The organism is Enterococcus sp. DIV0175 (assembly GCF_050529075.1).
Classification (GTDB): domain Bacteria; phylum Bacillota; class Bacilli; order Lactobacillales; family Enterococcaceae; genus Enterococcus_B; species Enterococcus_B thailandicus.
Genome location: NZ_CP172880.1, coordinates 344,825 through 368,956, shown reverse-complemented (window position 1 = coordinate 368,956; position 24,132 = coordinate 344,825). Strand labels below are relative to the sequence as shown.

At 37.2% G+C, this 24,132-nt stretch carries 16 protein-coding genes, 1 pseudogene and 1 other annotated feature; of the genes and pseudogenes, 8 read left to right on the top strand and 9 right to left on the bottom strand.

Annotated features, from left to right (window positions below):
* Positions 1-52: 52 nt before the first annotated feature.
* Entirely contained in the window at positions 53-883 is an 831-nt protein-coding gene (locus IGJ76_RS01810; protein WP_086270574.1) for an endonuclease/exonuclease/phosphatase family protein, read from the bottom strand.
* Positions 884-919: 36 nt separating this feature from the next.
* A complete protein-coding gene (locus IGJ76_RS01805; protein WP_067481435.1) occupies positions 920-3,088 on the bottom strand; it encodes a PTS transporter subunit IIBC in 2,169 nt (722 codons plus the stop codon).
* 291 nt (positions 3,089-3,379) lie between these two features.
* Between IGJ76_RS01805 and IGJ76_RS01800 the strand changes: the two genes are divergently transcribed.
* The 5 genes from IGJ76_RS01800 (at position 3,380) to IGJ76_RS01780 (ending at position 8,923) form a co-directional block, all read left to right on the top strand.
* Positions 3,380-5,674: a glycoside hydrolase family 65 protein gene (locus tag IGJ76_RS01800; RefSeq protein ID WP_071868613.1), complete on the top strand. Its 2,295-nt coding sequence runs from the start codon at positions 3,380-3,382 to the stop codon at positions 5,672-5,674.
* Positions 5,667-6,332: a beta-phosphoglucomutase gene (gene pgmB / locus IGJ76_RS01795; RefSeq protein WP_075490960.1), complete on the top strand. Its 666-nt coding sequence runs from the start codon at positions 5,667-5,669 to the stop codon at positions 6,330-6,332. The genes IGJ76_RS01800 and pgmB overlap by 8 nt, the downstream gene beginning before the upstream one ends.
* Positions 6,325-7,332, top strand: a complete 1,008-nt coding sequence (locus IGJ76_RS01790) for an aldose epimerase family protein (protein ID WP_075490962.1) — start codon at positions 6,325-6,327, stop codon at positions 7,330-7,332. The genes pgmB and IGJ76_RS01790 overlap by 8 nt, the downstream gene beginning before the upstream one ends.
* Positions 7,333-7,356: 24 nt before the next feature.
* Positions 7,357-8,370, top strand: coding sequence for a LacI family DNA-binding transcriptional regulator (locus IGJ76_RS01785; RefSeq protein WP_067481444.1), 1,014 nt, complete (start codon positions 7,357-7,359; stop codon positions 8,368-8,370).
* Positions 8,371-8,650: 280 nt separating this feature from the next.
* Positions 8,651-8,923, top strand: coding sequence for a SemiSWEET family transporter (locus IGJ76_RS01780; RefSeq protein WP_067481446.1), 273 nt, complete (start codon positions 8,651-8,653; stop codon positions 8,921-8,923).
* Positions 8,924-9,012: 89 nt separating this feature from the next.
* Here IGJ76_RS01780 and nhaC read toward each other — a convergent pair whose 3' ends face one another.
* From nhaC to tyrS, 4 genes are all read right to left on the bottom strand, one after another.
* The gene (nhaC, locus tag IGJ76_RS01775; protein WP_067481448.1) at positions 9,013-10,380 is read right to left on the bottom strand and encodes a Na+/H+ antiporter NhaC; all 1,368 of its coding nucleotides are present in this window, start codon (positions 10,378-10,380) and stop codon (positions 9,013-9,015) included.
* 79 nt (positions 10,381-10,459) lie between these two features.
* Positions 10,460-11,893, bottom strand: a complete 1,434-nt coding sequence (gene tyrP / locus IGJ76_RS01770; protein ID WP_370629925.1) for a tyrosine-tyramine antiporter — start codon at positions 11,891-11,893, stop codon at positions 10,460-10,462.
* A gap of 262 nt (positions 11,894-12,155) precedes the next feature.
* Positions 12,156-14,033 carry a tyrosine decarboxylase gene (tdc, locus tag IGJ76_RS01765; RefSeq protein WP_067481452.1) on the bottom strand — a complete coding sequence of 626 codons (1,878 nt, stop codon included), beginning with the start codon at positions 14,031-14,033 and terminating at the stop codon, positions 12,156-12,158.
* A 290-nt stretch (positions 14,034-14,323) separates the two neighbouring features.
* Positions 14,324-15,580 carry a tyrosine--tRNA ligase gene (gene tyrS, locus IGJ76_RS01760; RefSeq protein WP_067481454.1) on the bottom strand — a complete coding sequence of 419 codons (1,257 nt, stop codon included), beginning with the start codon at positions 15,578-15,580 and terminating at the stop codon, positions 14,324-14,326.
* A 108-nt stretch (positions 15,581-15,688) separates the two neighbouring features.
* Positions 15,689-15,892 (bottom strand) — a binding site (T-box leader).
* A 295-nt stretch (positions 15,893-16,187) separates the two neighbouring features.
* Here tyrS and IGJ76_RS01755 point away from each other — a divergent pair.
* The gene (locus IGJ76_RS01755) at positions 16,188-17,483 is read left to right on the top strand and encodes a polysaccharide deacetylase family protein (RefSeq protein WP_067481456.1); all 1,296 of its coding nucleotides are present in this window, start codon (positions 16,188-16,190) and stop codon (positions 17,481-17,483) included.
* 347 nt (positions 17,484-17,830) lie between these two features.
* Here IGJ76_RS01755 and nagE read toward each other — a convergent pair whose 3' ends face one another.
* Together nagE and IGJ76_RS01745 are read right to left on the bottom strand one after the other, a co-directional pair.
* The gene (gene nagE, locus IGJ76_RS01750) at positions 17,831-19,825 is read right to left on the bottom strand and encodes an N-acetylglucosamine-specific PTS transporter subunit IIBC (protein WP_270608007.1); all 1,995 of its coding nucleotides are present in this window, start codon (positions 19,823-19,825) and stop codon (positions 17,831-17,833) included.
* A gap of 253 nt (positions 19,826-20,078) precedes the next feature.
* Positions 20,079-20,675 carry a TetR/AcrR family transcriptional regulator gene (locus IGJ76_RS01745; protein WP_430596698.1) on the bottom strand — a complete coding sequence of 199 codons (597 nt, stop codon included), beginning with the start codon at positions 20,673-20,675 and terminating at the stop codon, positions 20,079-20,081.
* A gap of 221 nt (positions 20,676-20,896) precedes the next feature.
* Between IGJ76_RS01745 and IGJ76_RS01740 the strand changes: the two are divergent.
* Both IGJ76_RS01740 and IGJ76_RS01735 read left to right on the top strand, forming a co-directional pair.
* Positions 20,897-21,778: pseudogene (locus IGJ76_RS01740) on the top strand (ATP-binding cassette domain-containing protein).
* Positions 21,779-21,799: 21 nt separating this feature from the next.
* Positions 21,800-23,410, top strand: coding sequence for an ABC transporter permease (locus IGJ76_RS01735; protein WP_430596697.1), 1,611 nt, complete (start codon positions 21,800-21,802; stop codon positions 23,408-23,410).
* 61 nt (positions 23,411-23,471) lie between these two features.
* On the opposite strand, the gene IGJ76_RS01730 is transcribed toward IGJ76_RS01735, so the two are convergent.
* A complete protein-coding gene (locus IGJ76_RS01730) occupies positions 23,472-24,131 on the bottom strand; it encodes a Crp/Fnr family transcriptional regulator (RefSeq protein WP_067481468.1) in 660 nt (219 codons plus the stop codon).
* Position 24,132: the final 1 nt, after the last annotated feature.

Genomic DNA, 24,132 nt, shown 5'->3' with positions numbered 1-24,132 from the left:
AGTAGTTTATTTGTTATTGTTTCTTGTTTCATTTCATCAACGCGTGTGCTGCTTAAAATTTAGTAATTTCTATTTCAACACCAAAATGATCACTAACAACTGGCGCATTTTTACCATCAAATACGACTTGGTGTGCGTCAACAATACTATTTGCCGGAACAAAAATATAATCAATTCTTAGTTTCCGAGTATTTTCTTTCCAACCATCAATGGCTTGCTCTACCGTTGCTTCACCGCTCTTTACTTTTGCTATAGAATAGCTATCTCTTAGAGCAAGTGGACTTTTTTCAACGAGTGAGTAGCCTGCTTCTTGCGCTGGATTATTAAAATCACCAAGTAAGAAAAGGGGATTAGTTTCTGTTAATAATCGTTTTTCTAACTGATGCCATTCGAAAGCAAAGCCAGAATTTTCATCCTGCCACCAAGAAAAGTGAGTACTTACGACGCAAATTTCTTTTCCTTGGAATAACGTATTGCCAATCAGTAGTTTTCTCGTTCGATAATCTTGATAATTACTTGTTTCAGACACAACAATTGCTTCACTTGTCAAAGGATTTTTTGAAAGCAGAGCATTTCCTTCTTCATAAATATCATAGCCAATATGACTCATGTCCCAGCTCCAATAATAGGTCCGCCCTTTCATTGCCAACTTTTTGACTAAACAATAAGCAAAGTTATCTTCATGAATACTTTTTTGACCACTTACTGGGCAAAAACCAATAAGCTCACTTTGAGAAACAATAACTGAATCCACTAATTGATTCACTTCTTGTAATGCAATCACCTCATAATCAGCTTCGATAATTTTCTCAACTAATTGTTGTAACTTTTGTTCAGCCTCTTTTTCTAGCCAGCTATGTGTATTTAGTGTGAGCAAATTCATTTGTCTGACTCCTTTTTTATTCCACAGATTTTCCCTTTAAATATGGATAGTTCCAACCACTTCATTCGCTTGAACATTTCCAAAACGTGGGATTTCTAACGTTTCAATTTTATCACTGTTAGTAAAAACTACCATAATTGTTTTTTCTTTACCCGCTTTTTCGACAACAGCTAGATCCATCGATGCAAGTTTTGTTCCTGCAGTAACTGTTTGTCCTTCTTTAACAAAAACTTCAAAAGCTGTTTCCGTTAATTCAACTGTATCAATCCCCATATGAATTAAGATTTCAATGCCATCTGTTGTCTGCAAGCCCATTGCGTGTTTGCTTGGGAATATACTAATGACTTTCGCATCAACTGGTGCTACAACAGTTTCTTGTGCTGGAATAATAGCTAATCCTTCACCCATCATTTTTTGAGAAAATACAGGATCACCAACATCTTCTAGCGCAATCAGTTCTCCTGTTGCTACCGCATGAATCGCTTGCTCTTTGCCTAAAAAAGTCGTTTGTTCTTCTGTTGAACTTACTAGATTATTTTTTGGTAAAGGAATAGTTGCACCAGATTGTAACAAATCTTCAATATCAGATTTCAAAACATCTGCTTTTGGTCCATAAACGGCTTGCACTCCATTGTCTTTTACAATCAATCCCATTGCTCCAGCACGTTTCCAAGCATCTTCTGCTCCGACCTTTTCGCGATCATTGACACTCACACGTAAACGAGTCATACATGCGTCTACTTCACTAATATTTTCTTTACCACCTAACAAATGAATGATTTGAATAACTTGTTCGCTTGCTACACCTTCACTTGTAGTTGCCGTTTCCGTTGCTTCCCCGCCGTCATTGTCATAATTTCCATTACGTCCAGGTGTCGCAAAATTGAATTTTTTGATTAAAAAGTTTGCTAAGAAATAAGTTCCTACACCAAACACTACGACACACAGAACAAAGTTAAGTAGATCGCCACCTAATCCTGCCTTGATCGCTAATGGTGTCCGTGTCAATAACTCAATATTCCCAAAAGAATGTACTCGTAATGGCAAGATATCTGCCATTGCAAAAGCTGCCCCTTGGATAAAAGAATACACAATATATAAAGGCATTGCTGCAAACATAAACATGAACTCAAGTGGCTCTGTCACACCTGTCAAGAAAACTGCCAATGCTGCTGAGAAATACATTGATTTATATTTTGAGCGTTTGTCAGCATCCACATTACGATACATTGCCAAAGCCAAGCCCATTAAAATACCAGACGAACCAATCATTTGTCCGACTTTAAAACGTGCAGGTGTCCAATTTTCTAATACAAAAGCATATTGTGATGTGTCACCAGCACCTTTAAGGTTGACTAAGTCCGTTGCCCAAGCAAGCCATAATGGATCTTGACCAAATACTTGAGTTCCAGCTTGTGCACCAGATAAAATTTCATACGTTCCGCCCAATTGTGTGTAATTGATTGGAATCGTTAACATATGATGCAAACCAAAAGGTAAAAGTAATCTTTCAAGTGTTCCGTATAAGAATGGTGCTAAAATTGGCGCACTATCTTGTGATTGAGCAATCCATAGACCAAAGTTATTAATCCCTGCTTGGATATTTGGCCACACAATAGCAAGAATCAAAGCAACAATTGTAGACCATAAGATTACAACAAATGGGACAAAACGTTTCCCATTGAAAAATGATAATGCATCAGGTAATTTTCGATAATTGTAATATTTATTGTAAGCCATCGCACCAACAAATCCGGCGATAATCCCAACAAAAACCCCCATATTTAAAGCAGGCGATTCTAAAACACTAGTGAAGAAACCTTTAACCATGATTTTTGTACCAAATAAGGTATGAGTAAATGCCTCTTCATTCGCCAACATATCAGTAGTAACACCAAAAATTGCTCCAGTGATTCGATTGATTAATACAAATGAAATCCCTGCAGCAAATGCACCGCCTGCACGATCTTTTGCCCAACTACCTCCAATAGCTAATGCAAATAAAAGATGTAGATTTCCAATAATTGCCCAACCAATACTCTCAACTACACCACCAGTTGTAACTAGTGGTGCAAAATCTGGATTGATTAGTGGTAGTGACTTCCCAATACTAATCATTAACCCTGCAGCTGGCATCACTGCAACAACAACCATCAATGCTTTTCCGAATTTTTGCCAAAACTCAAAACTAAATAATTTCTTCATGTTCTCTCTCCTTTACGCAATCGGTTTCGCTACATTGCCATTATAGCTTGGGTTTTATTTTTTGTAAATGCTTTATTTTTAATCAGTGCCAAAAAAATTTTTCCTACTTCTATTAGTCTCTTTCCCTGCTAACCACATTATTTTTTCAAAATAACCGTAAACGCTCAGTATTCCGTGCTTTTCTCTTACTCCGTTTAAAATAAAAAGATTTCTTGAATTATTTTTATTGACTAACGCAATCGGTTGCGTTTATTATGGACGTATCAATATGAATTATCTAGGAGGCAAATCATGAAACAAATCAAACGTCTTTTTCAAATCGACCCATGGAAAATCAAAACGAATCAACTAAACAAAAATGAACTACGTCTACAAGAGTCCCTTACTAGTATCGGAAATGGTTACATGGGTATGCGTGGCAACTTTGAAGAAAGCTATTCTGGCGACCATCACCAAGGAACATATCTTGCAGGGGTTTGGTATCCGGACAAAACGCGAGTTGGTTGGTGGAAAAACGGCTACCCAGAATATTTCGGTAAAGTAATCAACGCCGTGAATTTTATCGCAATGGATCTACTGATTGATGACCAACCAATCGACTTAGCGACACACCAGCCAGAAGATTTTTATCTAGAATTAGATATGAAGAACGGGCTACTATCACGTCAATTTACGATCACTACTGACACAAATAAAGTACGCTTTTCTTTCGAACGTTTTCTAAGTATATCTAAAAAAGAAGCTGCGTTTATTCACTTGACTGTTGAAATGCTTGAAGGCACAGGTACAATCAAGCTTCGTTCAAAATTAGACGGAGATGTTCAAAATGAAGACAGTAATTATGAAGAACATTTTTGGTTGCCAATAGCAGTCGGTTCAAAAGAAGCGATTGGCTATTTAACTACCGAAACAATCCCTAATAACTTTGGAATTGAAACTTTCACTGTAACTTCTGCCATGCGTCATTTAATTGATGGTGAGCTAGCTTTACCAACATATGAAGAAACTGAATTGACTTTATCAGCAACATTCACCAAAACATTACAAGCTGGCGAATCGTTCACTATTGATAAAGAAGTCATTGTTTTAACCAGTCGCGATGTCGAAAAAGAAAAACAAGTTCAACGAGCAATCGAGATGCTTACTCAGCTTGATCAAACCTATGCACAAGAAAAATCAGATCAAACAGCAGCATGGGCAAAACGTTGGGAACTGGCTGACGTTGTCATCAAAGGTGATGATGAAGCACAGCAAGGAATCCGTTTCAATCTTTTCCAACTATTTTCAACTTATTATGGAGAAGATCAACGATTGAACATCGGACCAAAAGGATTTACTGGTGAAAAATATGGTGGTGCAACTTATTGGGACACTGAAGCTTACGCTGTACCACTTTATTTAGCTTTAGCTAAACCAGAAGTAACAAAAAACCTTTTGAAATATCGTCACAACCAATTGCCACAAGCTATTCACAACGCGCAACAGCAAGGATTAAAAGGCGCACTTTATCCAATGGTTACCTTCACAGGTGTTGAATGCCACAATGAGTGGGAAATCACTTTCGAAGAAATCCATCGAAATGGCGCGATTGCTTATGCTATTTATAACTATACAAATTATACTGGCGATCAAGAATACTTGAAAAAAGAGGGCTTAGAAGTCTTAGCTGAAATCGCACGTTTTTGGGCAGATCGCGTTCACTTCTCAAAACGACAAAATAAATACATGATTCATGGAGTTACTGGACCAAACGAATATGAAAACAACATCAATAACAACTGGTACACGAACACGATTGCTGCTTGGGTCTTACGTTACACAGCTGAAAAGTATTCTGAGTTCAAAAAAGAAGCGACTGCAACGATTTCTGACGAAGAGTTAGCGAAATGGACAGAAATTGCCACAAACATGTACTTCCCGACAGATCAAGAGTTAGGAATTTTTGTACAACACGATACTTTCTTAGACAAGGATCTACAACCAGTAACAGCCCTTTCTCCAAATGACTTACCTTTGAATCAACATTGGTCTTGGGATAAAATTTTACGTTCTTGCTTCATCAAGCAGGCAGATGTTTTACAAGGAATCTATTTCTTCAATGATCAATTCACAACTGAAGAGAAACGTCGTAATTTTGATTTTTATGAGCCAATGACCGTTCATGAGTCATCTCTTTCTCCAAGCATCCATGCCATTTTGGCTGCAGAATTGGGGATGGAAGATAAAGCAGTTGAAATGTACCAACGTACTGCACGTTTAGATCTGGATAATTATAATAATGATACCGAAGACGGGCTTCACATTACTTCAATGACCGGCAGTTGGTTAGCGATCGTTCAAGGTTTTGCGCAAATGAAAACAGACCACGAAACATTAAGTTTTGCACCATTTTTGCCTAAAACTTGGGAAGCCTATTCTTTCCATATCAATTATCGGAATCGTTTGATCTCTGTTGTTGTTGATAACAATCAAGTCACTTTCACTTTACTAGAAGGTGAACCGTTAACTTTCGTTGTCTATAACAAAACCTATGAATTAGCAAATACACTATCTCTATCACTTAGAAAGGAAGATGAAAATGTTTAAGGGCGTTTTATTTGACCTAGACGGTGTTATTACTGATACAGCTGAGTATCACTACCACGCTTGGAAAAAACTTGGTGAAGAAATCGGTATTTCAATTGATCGCTCATTCAACGAGCAGTTAAAAGGTGTTAGCCGTGAAGACTCTTTATCTTTAATGCTACGTTATGGAAATAAAGAGAACGATTTTACAGCTGAAGAATTTGCTGAGCTGGCTCAAAGAAAAAACGATTATTACTTGGAAATGATTCAAGCAATTACGCCCAAAGACGTTTATCCGGGAATTTTAGAACTACTAATAGACTTGAAAACAGCGAAGATTAAAATCGCTCTTGCTTCAGCAAGTAAAAACGGGCCTTTCTTACTTCAAAAAATGAACTTAACTTCTTATTTCGACGCAATCGCAGATCCTGAGAAAATTGCTCATGGTAAGCCAGCACCAGATATTTTTTTGCTGGCTGCTAAAGAAGTAGGCTTAACAACAAAAGAATGTCTTGGTATTGAAGATGCGCGAGCTGGAATCCAAGCAATTGTGGCGAGTGGCGCTCAACCCGTGGGCGTTGGTCAAAAGAAAGACCTGGGTGAAAATATTCCAATCGTTTCTGACACAACCGAATTAACACTAGCTTACCTTAAAGAAGTGTGGCGAGAACATGAATAAACCGAACATCCGCGTTACACCAATTACTCACAATTTAAAAAAAATCACTTTGAAGAACGACTTTTTAACAGTCGTTCTTCTCAATTATGGCGCTCGTCTTCATCAAATATTTGCACCTGACAAAGAAGGAAACGTTGAAAACATCTTGTTAAGTTATGATAACTACGAAGATGTTTTAGCTGATAAAAGTTTTTTTGGTGCAACTGTCGGCCCTGTCGCGGGGAGAATCCGCGACGGCAAATGGAAAAATCACCAACTTGAAAAAAACAATAGCACACATCACATTCACGGCGGAACAAATGGCTGGTCTTTTCAATATTGGGACATCGAAATTTTTGAAGAACCTGATGCAATCGGCGTGGTCTTTTATTTAAAAGATACTTTTTCTGGTTACCCAGGCCCAATAAAAGCTACCGTAACGTATCGTTTACAGAATAATCAGCTTGAAATGACCACGAAAACAACCAGTAACGTGACCACCATTACTAATCCAACCAACCATGCTTATTTCAATCTTTCAGGTAATGGACAAAGAGATATTTTAACGCATTCTTTGACGCTAAACACCTTAGGAATGTTGGAGTTAGATTCTGACAAATTACCCACAGGAAATTTACTCGAAGAAAGCGACTTATGTATAAACTTCAAGAAAAAAAATTCGCTAAAACAAATTCTCGATGCTTACCCAGTTGGTTTGGATGATGTTTTTTTATTACGTTATCCTAAAGTAACTAAACCTTCACTTCTTCTAGAAGAAAAGCAATCAGGCAGACAGATGGCTGTAGCAACTTCTAACAAAAGTGTGGTATTATTTTCTACGACTGGTTTTCATGCTGATTTTAAATTGAATGGTCAGAAAATGCATTCAAACTACGGATTAGCTATTGAACCACAGGAAGTACCCGACATCGTTCACTTTCCAGAATGGGGATCTATTACACTACATCCTGGTCAAGAACGCGTTACCCAAACAATTTATCAATTTATGACTACCTCATAGTTACAAGAAAGGCGTGGCAAAATAATGGCTATCACTGTAAAAGATGTCGCAAAAAAAGCAGGCGTTGCTACTTCAACCGTTTCGCGTGTAATCAACGATCACCCAAGCATCTCGGAAACAACCAAGAAAAAAGTCCGTAAAGTGATGGATGACCTTGGCTATGTTCCAAACATGACTGCCAGAAATCTCGGAAAGCGGACATCCAATGCCGTTGGTGTTATTTTGCCCCCACTGGATTCTAAAGAAAGACTTGGCAATCCGTTCTATCTTGAAATTATGGAAGCAATTAATGACGAAGCTCGGCTTTATGACATGACAACAGCGATTGCAACAGCTAAAAGTTTTGAGCTTTTGCTCGAGAACGTCAAACGCATGCACCTCCAAAAGCAAGTTGATGGCTTCATTCTCGTTTATTCAGATAGCGCTGATCCAGTGATTGAGTATTTATACGAGAACCAGATTCCGTTTACCTTGATTGGACAACCTTATCAACATGAAAATAATATTGTTTATGTCGATAACGACAATCAACTACTTGGAAAACAAGCAACCGAATTTTTAATCCAAAATGGGCATAAAAATATCTTATTTGTCACAAATACTACGCATGAAAGTTTATACTTTGAGCGGTATTTTGGTTACCAAAAAGCGCTGATGCTTAATCAATTCCCCCCTTTCCCTAGCGTCGTCTTGGAAAAGCCAGAAGACTATCTGACTTTTAATGATACGTTAGCGAAAACAAACGCGACTGCCTTGGTTGTCATTGATGATATTTTTGCACTGCGTACCATGCAGCTTGCAGAAATGTATGGCTACTCTATTCCTGATGATTTGTCAGTAGTGAGCTTTAATAATTCGATTTTTTCAACATTAACGCACCCTTACCTAACAAGTATTGATATCGATATTTCAGAATTAGGTAGAATGGCTATGCAGAAGCTAAGAGAGATCATCCATGATGAATTAAGCAGTGGCGTTCGCATGGTAATCCCTCATAAATTAATTAAACGAGAAACAGTCATTCCATTGGCTGAATAACCAAATAATTGAACAAAATAAAAAGCGTTAGGACGTCCATCCTAACGCTTTTTGAGACTGCGAAAAAACTACCAGCCGTTCTTAACACCTTTTTCAATTTAAAGAACGCCTAAAATTAACGTTTTCAAAAACAAATTTTAGGCTTTTTCTATTTGGGCTCCTTTTTCCCCAGCCCCCTTTTTTTCTGTTCAATAACAGTTGATTTCTTTTAGTTAGACGATTAACGCAAGAAACTTTATACTGTTAGATAGAACGATTGTGAAAATCAAGGAGTGTTTACATGGAAAACGAAGAAAAAAGAGAAAAAATTATTGGGCACATCGGGCGTGTTGCATCGGTTCTTTCTGTGATGATGTACGTTTCCTATATCCCACAAATCATGGATAATCTAGCTGGTTCAAAGGGAAATCCTATCCAACCTCTAGTAGCAATGGTCAACTGTATTATTTGGACCATTTACGGTACGTTCAAAAAAGAAAAGGACTGGCCTATCATCGTTGCCAATGTTCCAGGAATCTTTCTAGGTGCTATCACTTTCTTTACTTCACTATAACAAAGAAATGATTCAGTTCTTATTTAGCTATCTGTTCAACAAAAATAATCGGCATCCAGGACAATACATGTCCTAAATGCCGATTATTTTTATTTTTTCAATTTAATTCTCTTATTCAAAAGAAACCCAATTGCTATTGTAAATATTGGTGCAAACAACGGAAAATAAGCAAACGGTAGGTACTGTAACGCACTAACTTTCATCGTGCCCATAATAAACGTACCGCTAACTCCCCATGGAACTAAAGAATTGACCGCAGCACCCGCATCAGCTAACGTGCGTGTCAAATAGGTCTTACGTAAACCAGTTTGCTCAAACGACTCTTTAAAGGTCTCTCCCGGTAAAATAATCGATAGATATTGTTCACCGACAATCAAATTAATCCCGATGCTGCTTAACGCTGTGAAGCCAATCAAACGTGAAGGTCGATCCATTTTCTCGCGCAGCGTTTGAACGATCGTCCCAACGATTTCATACTTGATTAGCAATCCACCTAATGCCAAAGCTAACAAAATCAAACTGGCAGAACCAAGCATACTCATAATTCCTCCTCGAGAAAGCAATGTATTCAACTTTTCATCTGAGGTTTGAGCAAGATAACCATTCATCAAGATATCAGCGACTTTTTGAATCGTTATTTTTTGATGGATAAATGCCAAGACAACTGCTGCTGAAGAACCAACTAATAAAGTTGGAATAGCTGGAATTTTTTTAATTGCACCACCAAATAAAATAACTAGTGGAATCAACGTCCAAGGAGAGATCCAAAAACTCGCCTGCATCTTATCAATCATTCCAGTAATATTTGATAAATCTGCCGAATGGCTATTTTGACCTAACAATGTATACAAGATCAAGGACACAATAAACGCTGGCAAATCCGTATAGCGCATCGCTGCAATGTGGTCAAATAGATTTACCCCACCAATTCCTGCCGCTAAATTTGTCGTATCAGATAGTGGTGAACAGTTGTTTCCAAGGAATGCCCCAGAGACCACAGCCCCTGTTGTCATTGCGTCAGAAAATCCTAACAAATGACCAATCCCCAAGAAAGCAATTCCGATAGTTGAAATCGTCGTAAACGAACTTCCTACTGTAATCCCCACAATTGTACAAACCAAAAACGCCGTAGGTAAAAAGAAACGGATAGAAATCAATTGGAAGCCATAAACCATAATTGTTGGGATTGTCCCTGCTAAAATCCATGAGGCAACTAACACACCAATCAACAAAAAAATCAAAATTGGAATGATTCCCGGTGTGATTCCTTGCACGATTCCTGCATGGATGTCATCCCAAGAAAAGCCTCTGATTTTACCATAAAATAACAAACCCATAAAAACGATTAAGATGGGAATATGTGGTGTCAAATGAAACCCAATAATCAAAACGCCTAATATTGCTAATAGTACCACCAACACAGCGATACTTTCTTTTATCGAACTTTTTTTATTCACTTGTTCTCACTTCTCCATTATTTTTTCATGAAAAAAGTCCCACCTCGAAAATATTATTCTCTTGGTAGGACAATCTGGATTAGTGACTATGTGTCACTTGATCAGAGTATTCATCTAAATTTTCTTCTAAACTTGCTTCAACTGCAGTATTCCAAGAATCTTTCTTGAAATGATTGATGATCAATGGGATTACAAACATAACAACTGCGATAGCTGTTACAAGTAATGCATCCCCCATTGTTGCTGTTCCTAATGTAGCAAAAACAACGACAACGATTGAGAAAATCAACATACAACTAACAACCCAAGCAAAGAAGTTTCCTGACTTACCAATACGATAAGGTCGGTTCAATTCTGGATGTTTTTTTCTCATTTCAAGTAAAGAAATAGCAATCAACACATAAACAATACAATAAATAACTGTAGTTGCGTTTGTTAATGTCAAGAAAACAGCACTAACATCATCCATTACACCATAAAGAAGTGCAAATAATGAAATAACAATAGATTGTGTTAACACGACATTTTTAGAAACACCATATTTGTTTTCTTTGTGGAAACCAAATTTTGGTGGTAAAAAGCCTTCTCTGGCCACTTGGATGATTGTTTTTGATGGTCCAGTAACCCAAGCAGATAATTGTAACAACACACCAATAAAGACCATGAAGCTAAAAATATTTCCGATTACTTCTGGTAAACCTAAAATTTGGCAATCAATCAAGATTGGTTGTGTGATGTTTGCCAACTCCATTTTTCCATTTGGAACAACGTTAGCAACTAACATCGCATTGATGACATTCAATAAAACTAAACCAATCAAGGCAATGAATACACCTTTCGTATAGTTTTTCGTTGCATCTTTTAAGCGAGGCATATAAACCGAGCTCATTTCAATCCCTACAAAAATAAAAGTGATACCAGCTAGATATTTTAATGATTCCACGTGTTCTAAGTCTGGGAAAGCTTTTGACCAAGAAAATGCACCTAGATAGCCGTTTGAAACCAAACCAACTTTAAATGCTGCCAATAAACCAAGCACAAACATAATGACAACGGGAATATATACACCTAACCAAACACCGATATTTCCGCCGACTTTTGCCATATCAAATTTTAAATTCAATAAAGTAATAACCCAATAAATAACTAGAATACAAGCTAATACGAACCAATGATTATTTCCTAGTTCAACATTCCCAAACGTATTTCCAAGCAATGGGCCTAATGTTGAAGCAACCATTACCATACCAGGGAACATTTGAACCCATAGCAACCAAGCAACGACAAATCCCCATTTACTACCCAAAGCTGTTTTTACCCATAACTGTGGGCCGCCTTCTTGAGGAAGCATCGTTGAAAGTTCACCAGAAACCATTGAGATCGGACCAGCAAAGAATAAAACTGCAAAAATCGAATAAAAAATTAACGTCCAACCTACTGCTGCCAAAGTCGGAATACTTCGGACTGTAGCACACAATGCCATTGTCAGACCAATAAAGGTTCCAAGACCCATCTTACTTACTTTAGATTCACTCACGGTTGACACTCTCCTTGATTTGTTGGATAAAATAGTGTCTTTGAAGCAATCTAAGTTTGGCAATAAACAAAAGTAATTCCATCGATTCAAAGTTCGGTTTCATGCTTCAGCCTATCGCTTAAACGACAATGCTCCAAAGACGACCTCAAAACTAAGAAATGGAGAAGTGAAGTCTGGGCAATCATTCCCAGACTTCTCCTACCTTCACGAAATAAACGGGTACTCCATCTCGATTAACTTATTTTGCTTCGCTTGCCAATAATTGGTCTGCGTAGATTTTTTCCAATTTTTCTTGAAGAGCAGCTTTAATTTTTTCAGCATATTCTTCAAAGTTTTCTGCTTTATTCATATATGGTGTCATTACACTTGCGCGTAAAACTGTTACTTTTCCAGCACGGTTCCATTCTTCATCTGAGAAGCCTAGTTGGTTCACAAATTGTAATGGGCTGTTACCGTAATCAGGAATAGCAAAATCAGTATGTGAAGTTAAGAACTCATTTCCATAGATGCTACCTTTCACATATGAAGAGTAGTCATACACGTCATGGTTTAATTTATTCATAGAAACTAGATCATCATTTCCTTTTTCTTTGAACACATAATCAACCATGTTGAAATCTGGATAAGTTAATGGATGAACTTCGATTTCTTTATCGCCAACTTTAAATGACAAGTTGTTTAGGAAATTGAAGAAACGATGTGCCCCTTCAATTGATGCACCCATTAATTTTCCGTAACCAGTTACGTTTAAAGGTAATACATGGTGAGCAGCCCAAACACTAGCAGCAGTTGCCCCAGCTTTTGAACCTTCAAGAATGTACGCACCAAGTAAAGCAGGAATATCTGCTCCTTTTTCAAATACGTAAGTAGCAAAGTAAGAAATAACGTCTCTCATGCGGATATCTTTAATAACGATTCCACCAGCTGAATAAGGTACATAACCCATTTTATGTGGGTCAATTGTTACAGATTCAGCTTCAGAAATTGCTTCATATGCATGATGAACTTCTTCTAAAAGATAATTTTTGTTTTCAGTAAAGACATGATGTTTCGCATGAACATCTTTTAATTCTTCAAAAGGAATAAAGTTGTTGTCTTCGTCTAAGAAAATTGCGCGACCATATCCACCGTAAGCAGCATCTACGTGCAAGTAGAAGTAAATTCCTTCTTTTTCTAAGACACGACGCAAAGCAACGATTTTATCAATGCTATCAATTGCGCCTTCTTCAGTTGAACCAACAACTCCGACTACACCTAAGATTGGTGTTTTTTCAGCAGCTAATTCACGAACGATTTTTTCTAATTCGTTAATATCCATGCGATAGTTATGATCCACTGGTACTGGAATAACTTGGTCTAACCCAACACCGATGATATCGGCTGCTTTTAGCCATGAATAGTGTTTTGTTTGTGGCACTAACCATTTACCTAATTTTGTTAAATGTTTACCACTACGTGCTGAATGAGCTTTGATATCATCAATTTTTTCTGGAACACTATCTAACAGATTCATAATTTCTTCTGTTGACATGTTCATTAATTCCCAATCGCTCTTACCAGCAACTAATTCAGGTGTTACTTCTTGCATCGCAAGAGGTAAAGATTTGATATTACGAGCATACCAAAGACCTTCTAAGTTTGCTAAAGAACCATCGGCAACAATGTGTCCCCAGCCATCTTCATAGCTCATTAATTTTGCAAATTCATGTCCTACTTCTTCTTCCATTTGACTTGTTGCTGGAGAAGATTCGTAGGCAACGTTATTACCATTCCATAACATTGCGAAATTGTACGCTAGTAAAGATGGCATTAATGTTTCAGAGTTCATGTGTCCCCAATAACGTCCGGCATTGTGCCAAGGAACAGAATGGGTACGCATACGTGCTGAAATTTCTGATAAAACGTCTTTCGTTTTATTTACAGTGTGCTCGAAACTAGCACTACTTTTTTCTTCCGGCGTAATAATAGGCATGTCTTGAGGCATGTAGTTTTGACGCCATCCTAAATGTTCATCAACTAACTCATTTAACAAAGCTTTATAGATTTGGCCGTTCTCCGCTTTGTCACCAATGAATAGTGCATTTAGGTTTAGATCATTTGACAATGATTCACTCATGTGAAACCCTCCTAAAAAAATATTTAAATTTTGTCGAGCCCTACATTACACCTGTTCTTTAATTCTGTAAACTAAAAATAAGTCGATTTTATAATCATTTTCTAATAATATGTAATTGAACGAATTGTATGTGATTTTAAAAAAAATTAAAAAAAGGAGGGAATTTACAAAAGTAAATTCCCTCTTAAAGATTGTATTAACGACAACCGTCGTTCCCTTTTAGGAAGGGTTTCAAAAGTTTGAATCTTGTAATAGAGCTTACCTTTTTCAAGGCAAAAAATTACTAAATTCTAATCAACTACTTTGGCCAAAAAGTAATTTTTCTTACCTTTTCGAATAACCACAAACTTACCATCGAATTCATCTGATGGATTTACGACAAAATTTAAATCGGTAACACGGTCACCGTTAATACTAATAGCTCCGTTTGAAACATCTTCGCGTGCTTGACGTTTTGATGGTTCAATTTTTGTTGAAACAAGTAGTTCCACGATATTTTCAGGTGTGCTTGAAATGTCAACGTTTGGCATTTTACCAAAGCCTTGCGCGATTTCTTCAGCATTTAGTTCTTTAATGTTTCCAGAGAACAAAGCTGCTGTTATTTTTTGCGCTTCTTCCAAGTCTTCTTTACTATGAACAAAAGCAGTTACTTCTTCTGCTAAACGTCTTTGTGCTTCACGTTTTTCAGGTTCCGTTTCAACTTTTTTAGCTAAGTCATCGATTTCTTCTTCTGTTAAGAATGTGAAGAATTTCAAGTATTTCACAACGTCACGATCATCTTGGTTTAACCAGAATTGGTAGAATTCAAATGGTGATGTTTTCTTAGGATCTAGCCAGATTGCTCCACCAGCTGTTTTCCCGAATTTTGTTCCGTCTGCTTTTAGCATCAATGGAATTGTTAGTCCAAAGGCTTCTGCATCAGGACCTTCTAGTTTACGGATTAAGTCTAAACCAGCAGTGATATTTCCCCATTGGTCAGCGCCACCGATTTGTAATTGCACATCAAATGTTTTGTGTAAGTGCAAGAAATCAATTGATTGAAGGATTTGGTAAGTGAATTCAGTAAATGAAATCCCTACTTCTAAACGACTTGCAACGATATCTTTTGCCAACATTGTGTTAATGTTGAAGTTTTTACCGTAGTCTCTCAAAAATTCTAGTAAAGAAATGTTTGATAACCAGTCGTAGTTATTTACAAATGTGATGTTTGCATCTGCGCCAAATAATTTACCCATTTGTGCTGAAAGTGCATCAACATTGTGTTGTACTTGTTCCATTGTTTGTAAAACACGTTCTGTTTGTCGTCCGCTTGGATCACCAATTGTTCCTGTTCCGCCACCAATAAGAATATATGGATGATGGCCTGCCAATTGAAATCTTTTCATCATCATAAAGGGAATCAAATGTCCGATATGCATAGAATCGCCTGTCGGATCAACGCCACAATAAAGTGAAATACTCTTCTCTTCAACGAGTTCGCGAAGTCTTTCTTCGTTTGTTTGTTGATTAATGGCATCACGCCAAGTTAATTCATCAATAATATTCATTATATTGACCTCCGTATAGTTTTTTATGAAAGCAGGAACCTGCTAGCATTCGTAAAATTAGTAAAACTTTTTTGAGTGAACAAAAAAAGTCCCTTGACTAATAACTAGTCAAGGGACGAAAATTCGCGGTACCACCCAAATTATATGTTCTTCAAGAACATATCTCTCAAACATTTAACGCTGTCGCGTGACAAAAACTGTCAAAGACTCCTGAAATGTAATTCGTTTTAAGGCTTGTACTAGTTCGCAGCAACCACTAGCTTTCTGAAACATCGACCTTAATCACTACTTCGTTTCGTTCTTCGTCTTGTTATCTATTAACATGTGTCTATCATAGAGCCCGTTTTTTTCTTTGTCAACACAAAACAAATATTTTTTTATTAAATAACAAAAAACATTAATAATTATGATGAGTAAAATCACATTCGAGCAGTTTTTTGAATAATTTTATAACATATCATTTTTTTCGTCAAAATTGATGATAAAAATAGCTGATTTTCTCATAAATCAGCGTATCACTTTCACTTCTTTCCTGTCTTCGTTACAATAAAAGAAACAAAGTTATTCTATTATTTGAGTAAAAGTGTAAAGGTAGGGGTATAAGTTAATGGAACAAAAACAAAAAAAGATTCTTGGAGTCACTGCTGGTATAACAGTGCTAATTTCAATCTTCAGCCTATTTTTGATTATTCATGCAACTTCTAATGAAAAGTCAGCTTCTTCAACCACGGCTGAACAATCAACCGAAAGCCAACCAGCAGCTGTCAATTCCGATGATAAAAAACTGAGTGAAGCACAACAACTAGTCAAAAGTTATCACTATGATGAAGCGATCAAGCAACTAGCTGACGCTCATTCCGATGAAGCGAAGGCGTTCCTTCAAACCATCAAAAAAGAAAAAGAACAATTAGTCAAATGGGATGACCCAACAAAAATTTCTCATTTGTTTTTCCATAGCTTGATTGTTGATCCAGCTAAAGCATTCCAGTCACAACAAGCACAAGGCTATAAGGAATATATGGTCACAATTCCTGAGTTCAACAAAACGATTGAACAGCTTTATAAAAATAATTATGTTTTAGTCAATTTACCCGACTTAGTTACGATTGATGATCAAGGAAATGTTTCCTTTGTAGGTGTTTCTTTGCCTAAAGACAAAAAGCCACTCGTCCTTTCAGAAGATGATGTCAGCTACTATGAATACATGAAAGATTCAGGTTTTCCTGACAAATTGGTCATTGATAAGGACAAAGTGAAAAATGTGTATGTTAATAATAAAAAAGAACAAATCGGTGATTTTGATATGGTTCCCTTAATCGATACATTTGTTGAAGAACATCCTGATTTTTCTTATCAAGGAGCTAAGGGAACACTCGCATTAACTGGCTACAATGGTGTGCTTGGTTATCGAACATCCAAATCTGAATACGGGGATAATGAGAAAACAAATACAGAAATCAAAAAAGCGAAAAAAGTTGCTGAACAATTGAAAAAAGATGGCTGGACCTTCGCTTCTCATACTTGGGGGCATCTGAATATGACGAATGCTTCCCTGGAAGATGTGAAACGCGACAATGAACTTTGGCAAAACGAAGTCGCTCCAATCTTAGGAAAAACAACCATGTTGATTTATCCTTTTGGCGCAGATATCAGCGATTGGCACGACTATACAGCTGAAAATCAAAAATTTGATTACTTAAAATCACAAGGTTTTTCAATTTTCTGTAATGTCGATGCCTCTACTCCTTCTTGGGGACAATTAGGTGCAAACTATTACCGACAAGCACGGATCAATATTGACGGCATTCGCTTTGAATCTGAACTTTCGGGTCAAAATAATGTCTTAGAGCAGTTCATCAACGTGCCTTCTGTTGTTGATAAACAAGCTCGTGGGTTAAGCTAATAGAAGCATTCATCCAAAGAGAGTCAGAAAAAAGAAACATCAAGAAATAAATTTTTTCAAAGTAACAACTTTTTCTCACTCTGTCACAAATAAGAGTGTGGGACAAAACTAGATAGCCAGTCGTTCTCAACAAATTTCCACAAAAAAAAGCCTAAAATCAACGTTTTCAAAAACGAATTTTAGGCTTTTTTCTATTTAGGCTACTTTTATCCCAGCCTCTACGAATAAATGGTGTTCCCAAAGCAGCTTCTTCGGCTATAAGTCTTTTTTTCACAAAAATACGAGAAACTATTTCTAGAAAAAATCCTTATTGCTTGAAGCTATTTACTTTGAGCCACACCCTTTTTTTATTTTGCTTCTACTTTTCCGATTACTTCATTTCCATGAACAGAAGTCACCGTGTCTACTATGACTGTTTCAATTGCTTCTCCGTTTGTGAAAACAACAATCATATCGGTTTTTTTCTCATTCACTGCTAACATGGCTAGATCCACTTCTGCAATCAATTGTCCGCGCGCAATGTGCTGACCTTCCTCAACATAGATCGTAAACGGTTCTCCTTTTAAGTCAACCGTGTTGATTCCCATATGAAGCAACACTTCGATACCACTATCCGTCTTGATACCAACAGCATGTTTCGTTGGGAAAATACTTGCAATCGTTCCAGAAACCGGTGCAAAAATTTCTCCTGAAGTTGGGATAACCGCAAAGCCATCTCCCATCATTTTTTCAGAAAAAACCGCATCTGCAACTTCACTAATTGGAATCAATTTCCCATTTGCTACAGCGTACAGCTCATTTGTTTTTGCAACTTCCTTATCAACTGGCGTTTCATCCTCAAATGATTGTTTTGGTACGTTCATCCTCTTAGCTGGTGCTGATTGTCCATGTAGTTTACCCATTTCATCAGCAACAAATTGTACCTCAGTTCCAACAATAACTTGAATATTTGTATCATCAATTACTTTAACTCCTGGAACACCGGTTGCTTTGATTTTTTCTTGATTCACTTGATCAGTATCTTTTACTTGTAAACGTAAGCGGGTGGTACAATTATCAATTACTCGAACATTGTCACTACCACCAAGTGCTGTATAAATTTCAGTTGCTAGGTGTGAAAACTTGTCTTCTCCGGTGGCAACTTCTGGTGTTTCCTCTCCAGTTCCCACTTCTCTTCCCGGAGTCATCAAATTGAACTTTTGAATAGCAAATCGGAACCCAAAATAATAAATAACTGCAAACGCAGCACCTTGAACAAGCAACATCAAAGGTTGATTTGCGACTGGGTTTTTCAATGACAAAAAATAGTCAACAAAACCTGCACTGAAGGCAAAGCCTGCCGTCCAATGGAAAAAGGCACTAACTGCCAATGAGATTCCCGTAAAAATAGCATGCAAAACATACAACGGCCAAGCAACAAACATAAATGAAAATTCTAATGGTTCCGTTACGCCAGTAAAAAATGAAGCAAAGCCTGCTGCAAGCATCAGGGAAGCCGTTTGTTTTTTCTTTTCAGGACGAGCACTTTGATAAATAGCTAACGCTCCAGCTGGTAAGCCAAACATCATTACAGGGAAAAATCCTGCTTGATACATCCCCGTTTGTCCAACAATTGCTTTGCCAGTATCCAACGCTTGTTGTCCGGCCAAGAAGTTTCCAATGTCATTAATTCCAGCTACATCAAACCAAAAAACCGAATTCAACGCATGGTGTAATCCAGTAGGAATCAATAAACGGTTAAACAAACCATATACGCCGGCGCCAATGAATCCTAAACCAGAAATCCCTTTACCAAATGCAACTAACACATCATATACACTAGGCCAAATGAATAATAAAATAGCCGAAACCACCAACATTCCTAATGCTGACATAATTGGAACCAACCGTTTCCCACTGAAAAATGATAAAGCCATTGGTAACTTGACTTGACTAAAACGATTGTACATTTCAGCAGCCACTAAACCAGCTACGATTCCCACAAAAACATTGTTATCCATACTATTGAACGCTGGATTGACGTCAACAAGATTGGTTAAGCCCAACAATCCTTGAACAGAAAGCGGAGTTAAAACAGTTTGTGGAACTAAATAAGCAACTAAACCAGCTAAAGCAGCCGAGCCATCCTTATCTTTAGACATTCCTAACGCTAACCCAACAGCAAATAATAGAGCCAAATGATTTAAAATAGCTAAACCAGCATTCATCAAAAAAGTTGTTCCCGCGTTACTGATCCCCATTCCTACGATCCAATTCGCAATCCCAACTAAAAGTGATGCCGCTGGCAAAACTGCAACGGGTAGCATTAGCGAGCGACCCATCCTTTGCATATATGCTTTCATTCTCTTCCTCCCAAAAAAAAAAAAGACCATTTATTTCCCTTATCTAGTCCAAATTATTATTGATTTTCATTCTCGGAAAGTTTTCATGAAAAATAAAAAATCAACAAAATAAAGTATACCACTCCAAATAAAAAAAAGCATGAAAATTTCACCAAACAAGAAAGATGCTCCTCATCCAGCTATTTTCATACTTAAAAATAAACTTATATTCGATTGTAAAAATAAAAACGCGCAAAACCAATCTATACCAATTTCAATTGTTAGGCGAGATTCCTTTTAATAATAACTCTGTCCACTCCGCTGTGTAAGGTAATAATTTACTATAAATAGCAGGTTTAGAAATCCCTTCGATCATTGCTTGAAAGTACAGCAACAAAAATTCATCTGAGTATTTCAAGTCCACTTTTCCTTCTTTTCGTCCACGATAAAAAAGGTCTAGCATCATGTTTAAACTCTCTTTCGTATATTCGTCCATCATTTCTGAAAATTGTTGGTTATTTCTTTTCGTATAATAAGCCATTAAATCAAGATAAAATTGTTGATCTACTCGTTTTAAGTAATCAATCTTATTTTCACTAATCTTGATTAAAGTTTCTTCAAACGAAAGATTTTGTGCCATAATTCGTTTTGCTGAATCTTTTAACTCATCCATAAACTCAAAGAATACTTGATAAATTAACGCTTCTTTGTTTCCAAAGTACTTAAAAACTGTTGCTTTACTAACAGATGTCCTAGCAATTACTTCATCAATCGTTAAACCTGCCAACCCATTTTCAGAGTTGATTATATCGAATGTTGCTTCAACAATTTGTTTCTTTTTTTCTTCTGTTCTTTTTTCAAAACCATTCATTCTACCAACCTCTTTTTTAAACTTTACTATCAGAAATAGTTCATTTTTATAATTAAAGGCATTATACACCCAAAAAATTAAACCAACAATAGTATTTTAGTTTTATTTGCGCAATGATTTTTATTGACAGTGAAAAATAAAAGGAATATCATCAGTGACAAGATTCACTACAGTTAACCAAACATGAACCTGTAGTTGAATGTGAAAGGAGTGACTTGGGGATGTCAGAAGTTGTTAAGGTACAGCATTTACAAAAAAAGTTTGGAAAATTCGAAGCACTAAAAGACGTGTCTTTTTCTGTGAACGCTGGTGAAGTTGTTGGTTTTATCGGCCCAAACGGGGCAGGAAAATCAACAACTATCAAAACATTGTTAGGAATCATTCGTAAAGATGGCGGACAAGCTGAAATTTTCGGCAAAGATGTATTTAAAGAGAGTCTTGTCATTCACGAACGTCTCTCGTATGTTCCAGGAGATGTTGCTTTATGGGGAAGTTTGACTGGTGGCGAAATCATTGACTTATTTATGAAATTACATGGAAATGGGAACAAAGAAAAACGTGATGAGTTGATTAAACGTTTTGAATTAGATCCTAAGAAAAAAGCCAAAAATTATTCAAAGGGGAACCGCCAAAAAGTTGGATTGATTGCTGCATTATCCGTAGATTCTGATTTGTATCTGTTTGACGAACCAACTTCAGGTCTTGATCCGTTAATGGAAGCAGTATTTCAAGAAGAGGTCGAAAAAATCTAACGTGCTGGGAAAGCAATCTTGCTTTCTTCACACATTCTCAGTGAAGTGGAACGCTTGGCAGATAAGATTGTTATTATCCGGCAAGGAACAGTTGTCGAAGAAGGTTCGTTAGCCGAATTAAGACACTTGACTCGCTCAACAATCACTATTGAAACACAAGGCGATGTCGCAACTCTTGCAAGTTTGCCTGGTGTTCACGACTTTGTTCAAAAAGAAAATCAAGCACATTTTTCTGCGGATACTGAACAACTCAATGAAATTTTACTTGCCGCTACAAAATTAGGAGTGAAGAAGTTTGAGTCTGTCCCACCAACACTCGAAGACTTATTTATGCGTCATTATGAAAATTAAGTCACAGGGAGGTTTTTTATTATGAACGAACGTTTTTCACGTTGGTCTGTTCTTTTCTTGCAGTACCTCAAGCGTGATTGGAAAAAAATAAGTTTTTGGGTCATTGGTTTGGGTTTATTTTCTGGTGCTTATGTTCCAGCCTTCGAAGAGATTGCAAAAGGAAATGGTCTAACAGGAATGTATGAAACGATGCAAAACCCTGCGATGATTTCAATGGTCGGACCTTCACCTGTCCATTCAGCAGCTGACTATACACTAGGTGCGATGTACGCAAACGAAATGTTACTTTTCTGTGGGTTATTTGCAGCTGTGCTATCCATTTTACACGTGGTCGGCCATACAAGAAAAGAAGAAGATCTTGGCTTAGCAGAATTGATTCGTTCCTTCAGAGTTGGTCGACAAGCCAATTCATTTGCTGTTTTAGCTGAAACTTTGTTAATCAATTTGTTACTAGCAGGACTCACTGGTGGAATTATGATTGTCTTTCAAGCTTCTTCTATAACAGTGGAAGGATCCTTGCTGTTTGGTTTTTCCGTGGGAGCTGCTGGTTTTTTAGGTGGTGTGATTGCTTTATTCTTTGCTCAACTCATGCCGGTTTCTTCAAGCGCGACTGGCACATCACTTTCACTATTAGGTCTGATGTACTTAATGAGAGCCTGGACTGACGTTAGCAAAAGTGATTTGTCCATGCTTAATCCTTTAGGTTGGACCTATTTAACGTATCCTTTTACTAAAAATAACTGGATTCCACTCCTTTACCTCCTTTTGTTTAGTATAGTAATCAGCGTTGGTGCTGGTTTATTAGAAGAACATCGTGATTTGAATTCTGGTTATTTTCCAGAAAGTGAGGGACATGCAAGAGCCAAACGCTCGTTATTATCCGTTCCCGGTCTGTTTTTCCGTCTAAATCGAGGAGTCATTATCAGTTGGCTCGTAGCTTTTACTGTCATGGGTGCTGCTTATGGTTCGATTTATGGCGATATGCAAGATTTTTTAGAAAGTAATGAGTTAATGAAACAAATGTTTATGCAATCAGGTTCCTCTATAGAAGAATCATTTACTAGCACGATTATGATGGTCTTAATTTGCCTTTCGGCCATTTTGCCAATTGCGTTAACGAATAAATTATTCTCAGAAGAAACTCGCGGGCACCTGGATCAATTGTTTTCAACTAAGACTTCTCGTAATACATTTTATTGGACCACAATTATTTTGGCTGTGATTGCCGGCGTGTTAGCAACTTTGTTGAGCGCGGGCTCTCTCGGGGTAACAGCATTGTCAGTGATGACTGCCACATCGCCAATGACACTAGCTACTTTTTTAGCAGCTGGGTTTAATCTTTTTCCGACAATTTTGTTTTTCATTGGGTTAGCTGGATTGTTCTTAGGTTGGGCACCCAAACTCGGCAAAATTAGTTACATCTATTTAGGTTATTCGTTCATGCTGAATTACTTCGGCGGAATTTTAAATTTGCCTGATTGGTTTGCCAAAACGGCCATCCAAAGTTGGTTTCCTAAGATGCCAGTGGAAACATTTGATTTTTCAACGTTTAGCACGATAATGGTCATTAGTATAGGTATGATTTGCTTAGGTGCCCTTGGCTATCGTCAAAGAGATTTGATTGTCGATTAAAAAGAGGATGAGTCCAAACCATCAGTTTGGATTCATCCTCTCTTTGACATTCTAATAATAGTTACAGTTCTTCTAATCCCTCGATGTCAGTCAGTTCAATGACTCGACCTTTTCGTTGAATTAGTTGTTGTTTTTCCAACAACTTGAATTTTCTGGATAATGTTTCAGGGGTAGTTCCCAAAAAAGCAGCTAACTCTTTCATTTTCATCGGGAGGTTTAATTGAACATTTTCTTCTACTTGAAACAGGTCAAGCAAATACGTGGCTAAGCGTTCTTCCACTTTTTCCATCATCAAAAATTGTGTTTGTTGCTCAATCTTCGCCATTTTTTCTGCATTAATTTCTAACAACTTTAAGCTTAATTCTGGATAATGAAGTAACAAATTTGAAAAATCTCGTTGTCTTAACAAGCAAATTTCTGTGGGCTCCAATGCTTCAGCAAATAAGGAGTCATTAGGAACACCAAACAATTGGCTTTCTCCCTCATAACTTCCTGGCAAAGAAACACGCAACAACTGCTCCTTTCCACTAGAAGAAAGCTGGTACACTTTCAACTTTCCTTGAGCGACAATCACTAATTGAGCCTCGTCAGCTGGTGAAAAGATTTGTTCACCTTTCTTAAACTTTCGGTGGCTCACTAATTCATGGATTTTTTGTTGTTCTGCTTCTGCCAGATGATTGAATAATGGTACGACTGAGACACACAAATGTTGATGTTCCACG

Excerpts from the sequence above, each read along its gene's own strand:
- IGJ76_RS01790 (WP_075490962.1), top strand. The coding sequence starts at position 6,325 with ATGAATAAACCGAACATCCGCGTTACACCAATTACTCACAATTTAAAA.
- IGJ76_RS01755 (WP_067481456.1), top strand. The coding sequence starts at position 16,188 with ATGGAACAAAAACAAAAAAAGATTCTTGGAGTCACTGCTGGTATAACA.
- IGJ76_RS01805 (WP_067481435.1), bottom strand. The coding sequence starts at position 3,088 with ATGAAGAAATTATTTAGTTTTGAGTTTTGGCAAAAATTCGGAAAAGCA.
- IGJ76_RS01800 (WP_071868613.1), top strand. The coding sequence starts at position 3,380 with ATGAAACAAATCAAACGTCTTTTTCAAATCGACCCATGGAAAATCAAA.
- tdc (WP_067481452.1), bottom strand. The coding sequence starts at position 14,033 with ATGAGTGAATCATTGTCAAATGATCTAAACCTAAATGCACTATTCATT.
- IGJ76_RS01810 (WP_086270574.1), bottom strand. The coding sequence starts at position 883 with ATGAATTTGCTCACACTAAATACACATAGCTGGCTAGAAAAAGAGGCT.
- tyrS (WP_067481454.1), bottom strand. The coding sequence starts at position 15,580 with ATGAATATTATTGATGAATTAACTTGGCGTGATGCCATTAATCAACAA.
- nagE (WP_270608007.1), bottom strand. The coding sequence starts at position 19,825 with ATGAAAGCATATATGCAAAGGATGGGTCGCTCGCTAATGCTACCCGTT.
- IGJ76_RS01745 (WP_430596698.1), bottom strand. The coding sequence starts at position 20,675 with ATGAATGGTTTTGAAAAAAGAACAGAAGAAAAAAAGAAACAAATTGTT.
- tyrP (WP_370629925.1), bottom strand. The coding sequence starts at position 11,893 with ATGGGTCTTGGAACCTTTATTGGTCTGACAATGGCATTGTGTGCTACA.
- IGJ76_RS01735 (WP_430596697.1), top strand. The coding sequence starts at position 21,800 with ATGAACGAACGTTTTTCACGTTGGTCTGTTCTTTTCTTGCAGTACCTC.
- pgmB (WP_075490960.1), top strand. The coding sequence starts at position 5,667 with ATGTTTAAGGGCGTTTTATTTGACCTAGACGGTGTTATTACTGATACA.
- IGJ76_RS01785 (WP_067481444.1), top strand. The coding sequence starts at position 7,357 with ATGGCTATCACTGTAAAAGATGTCGCAAAAAAAGCAGGCGTTGCTACT.
- IGJ76_RS01780 (WP_067481446.1), top strand. The coding sequence starts at position 8,651 with ATGGAAAACGAAGAAAAAAGAGAAAAAATTATTGGGCACATCGGGCGT.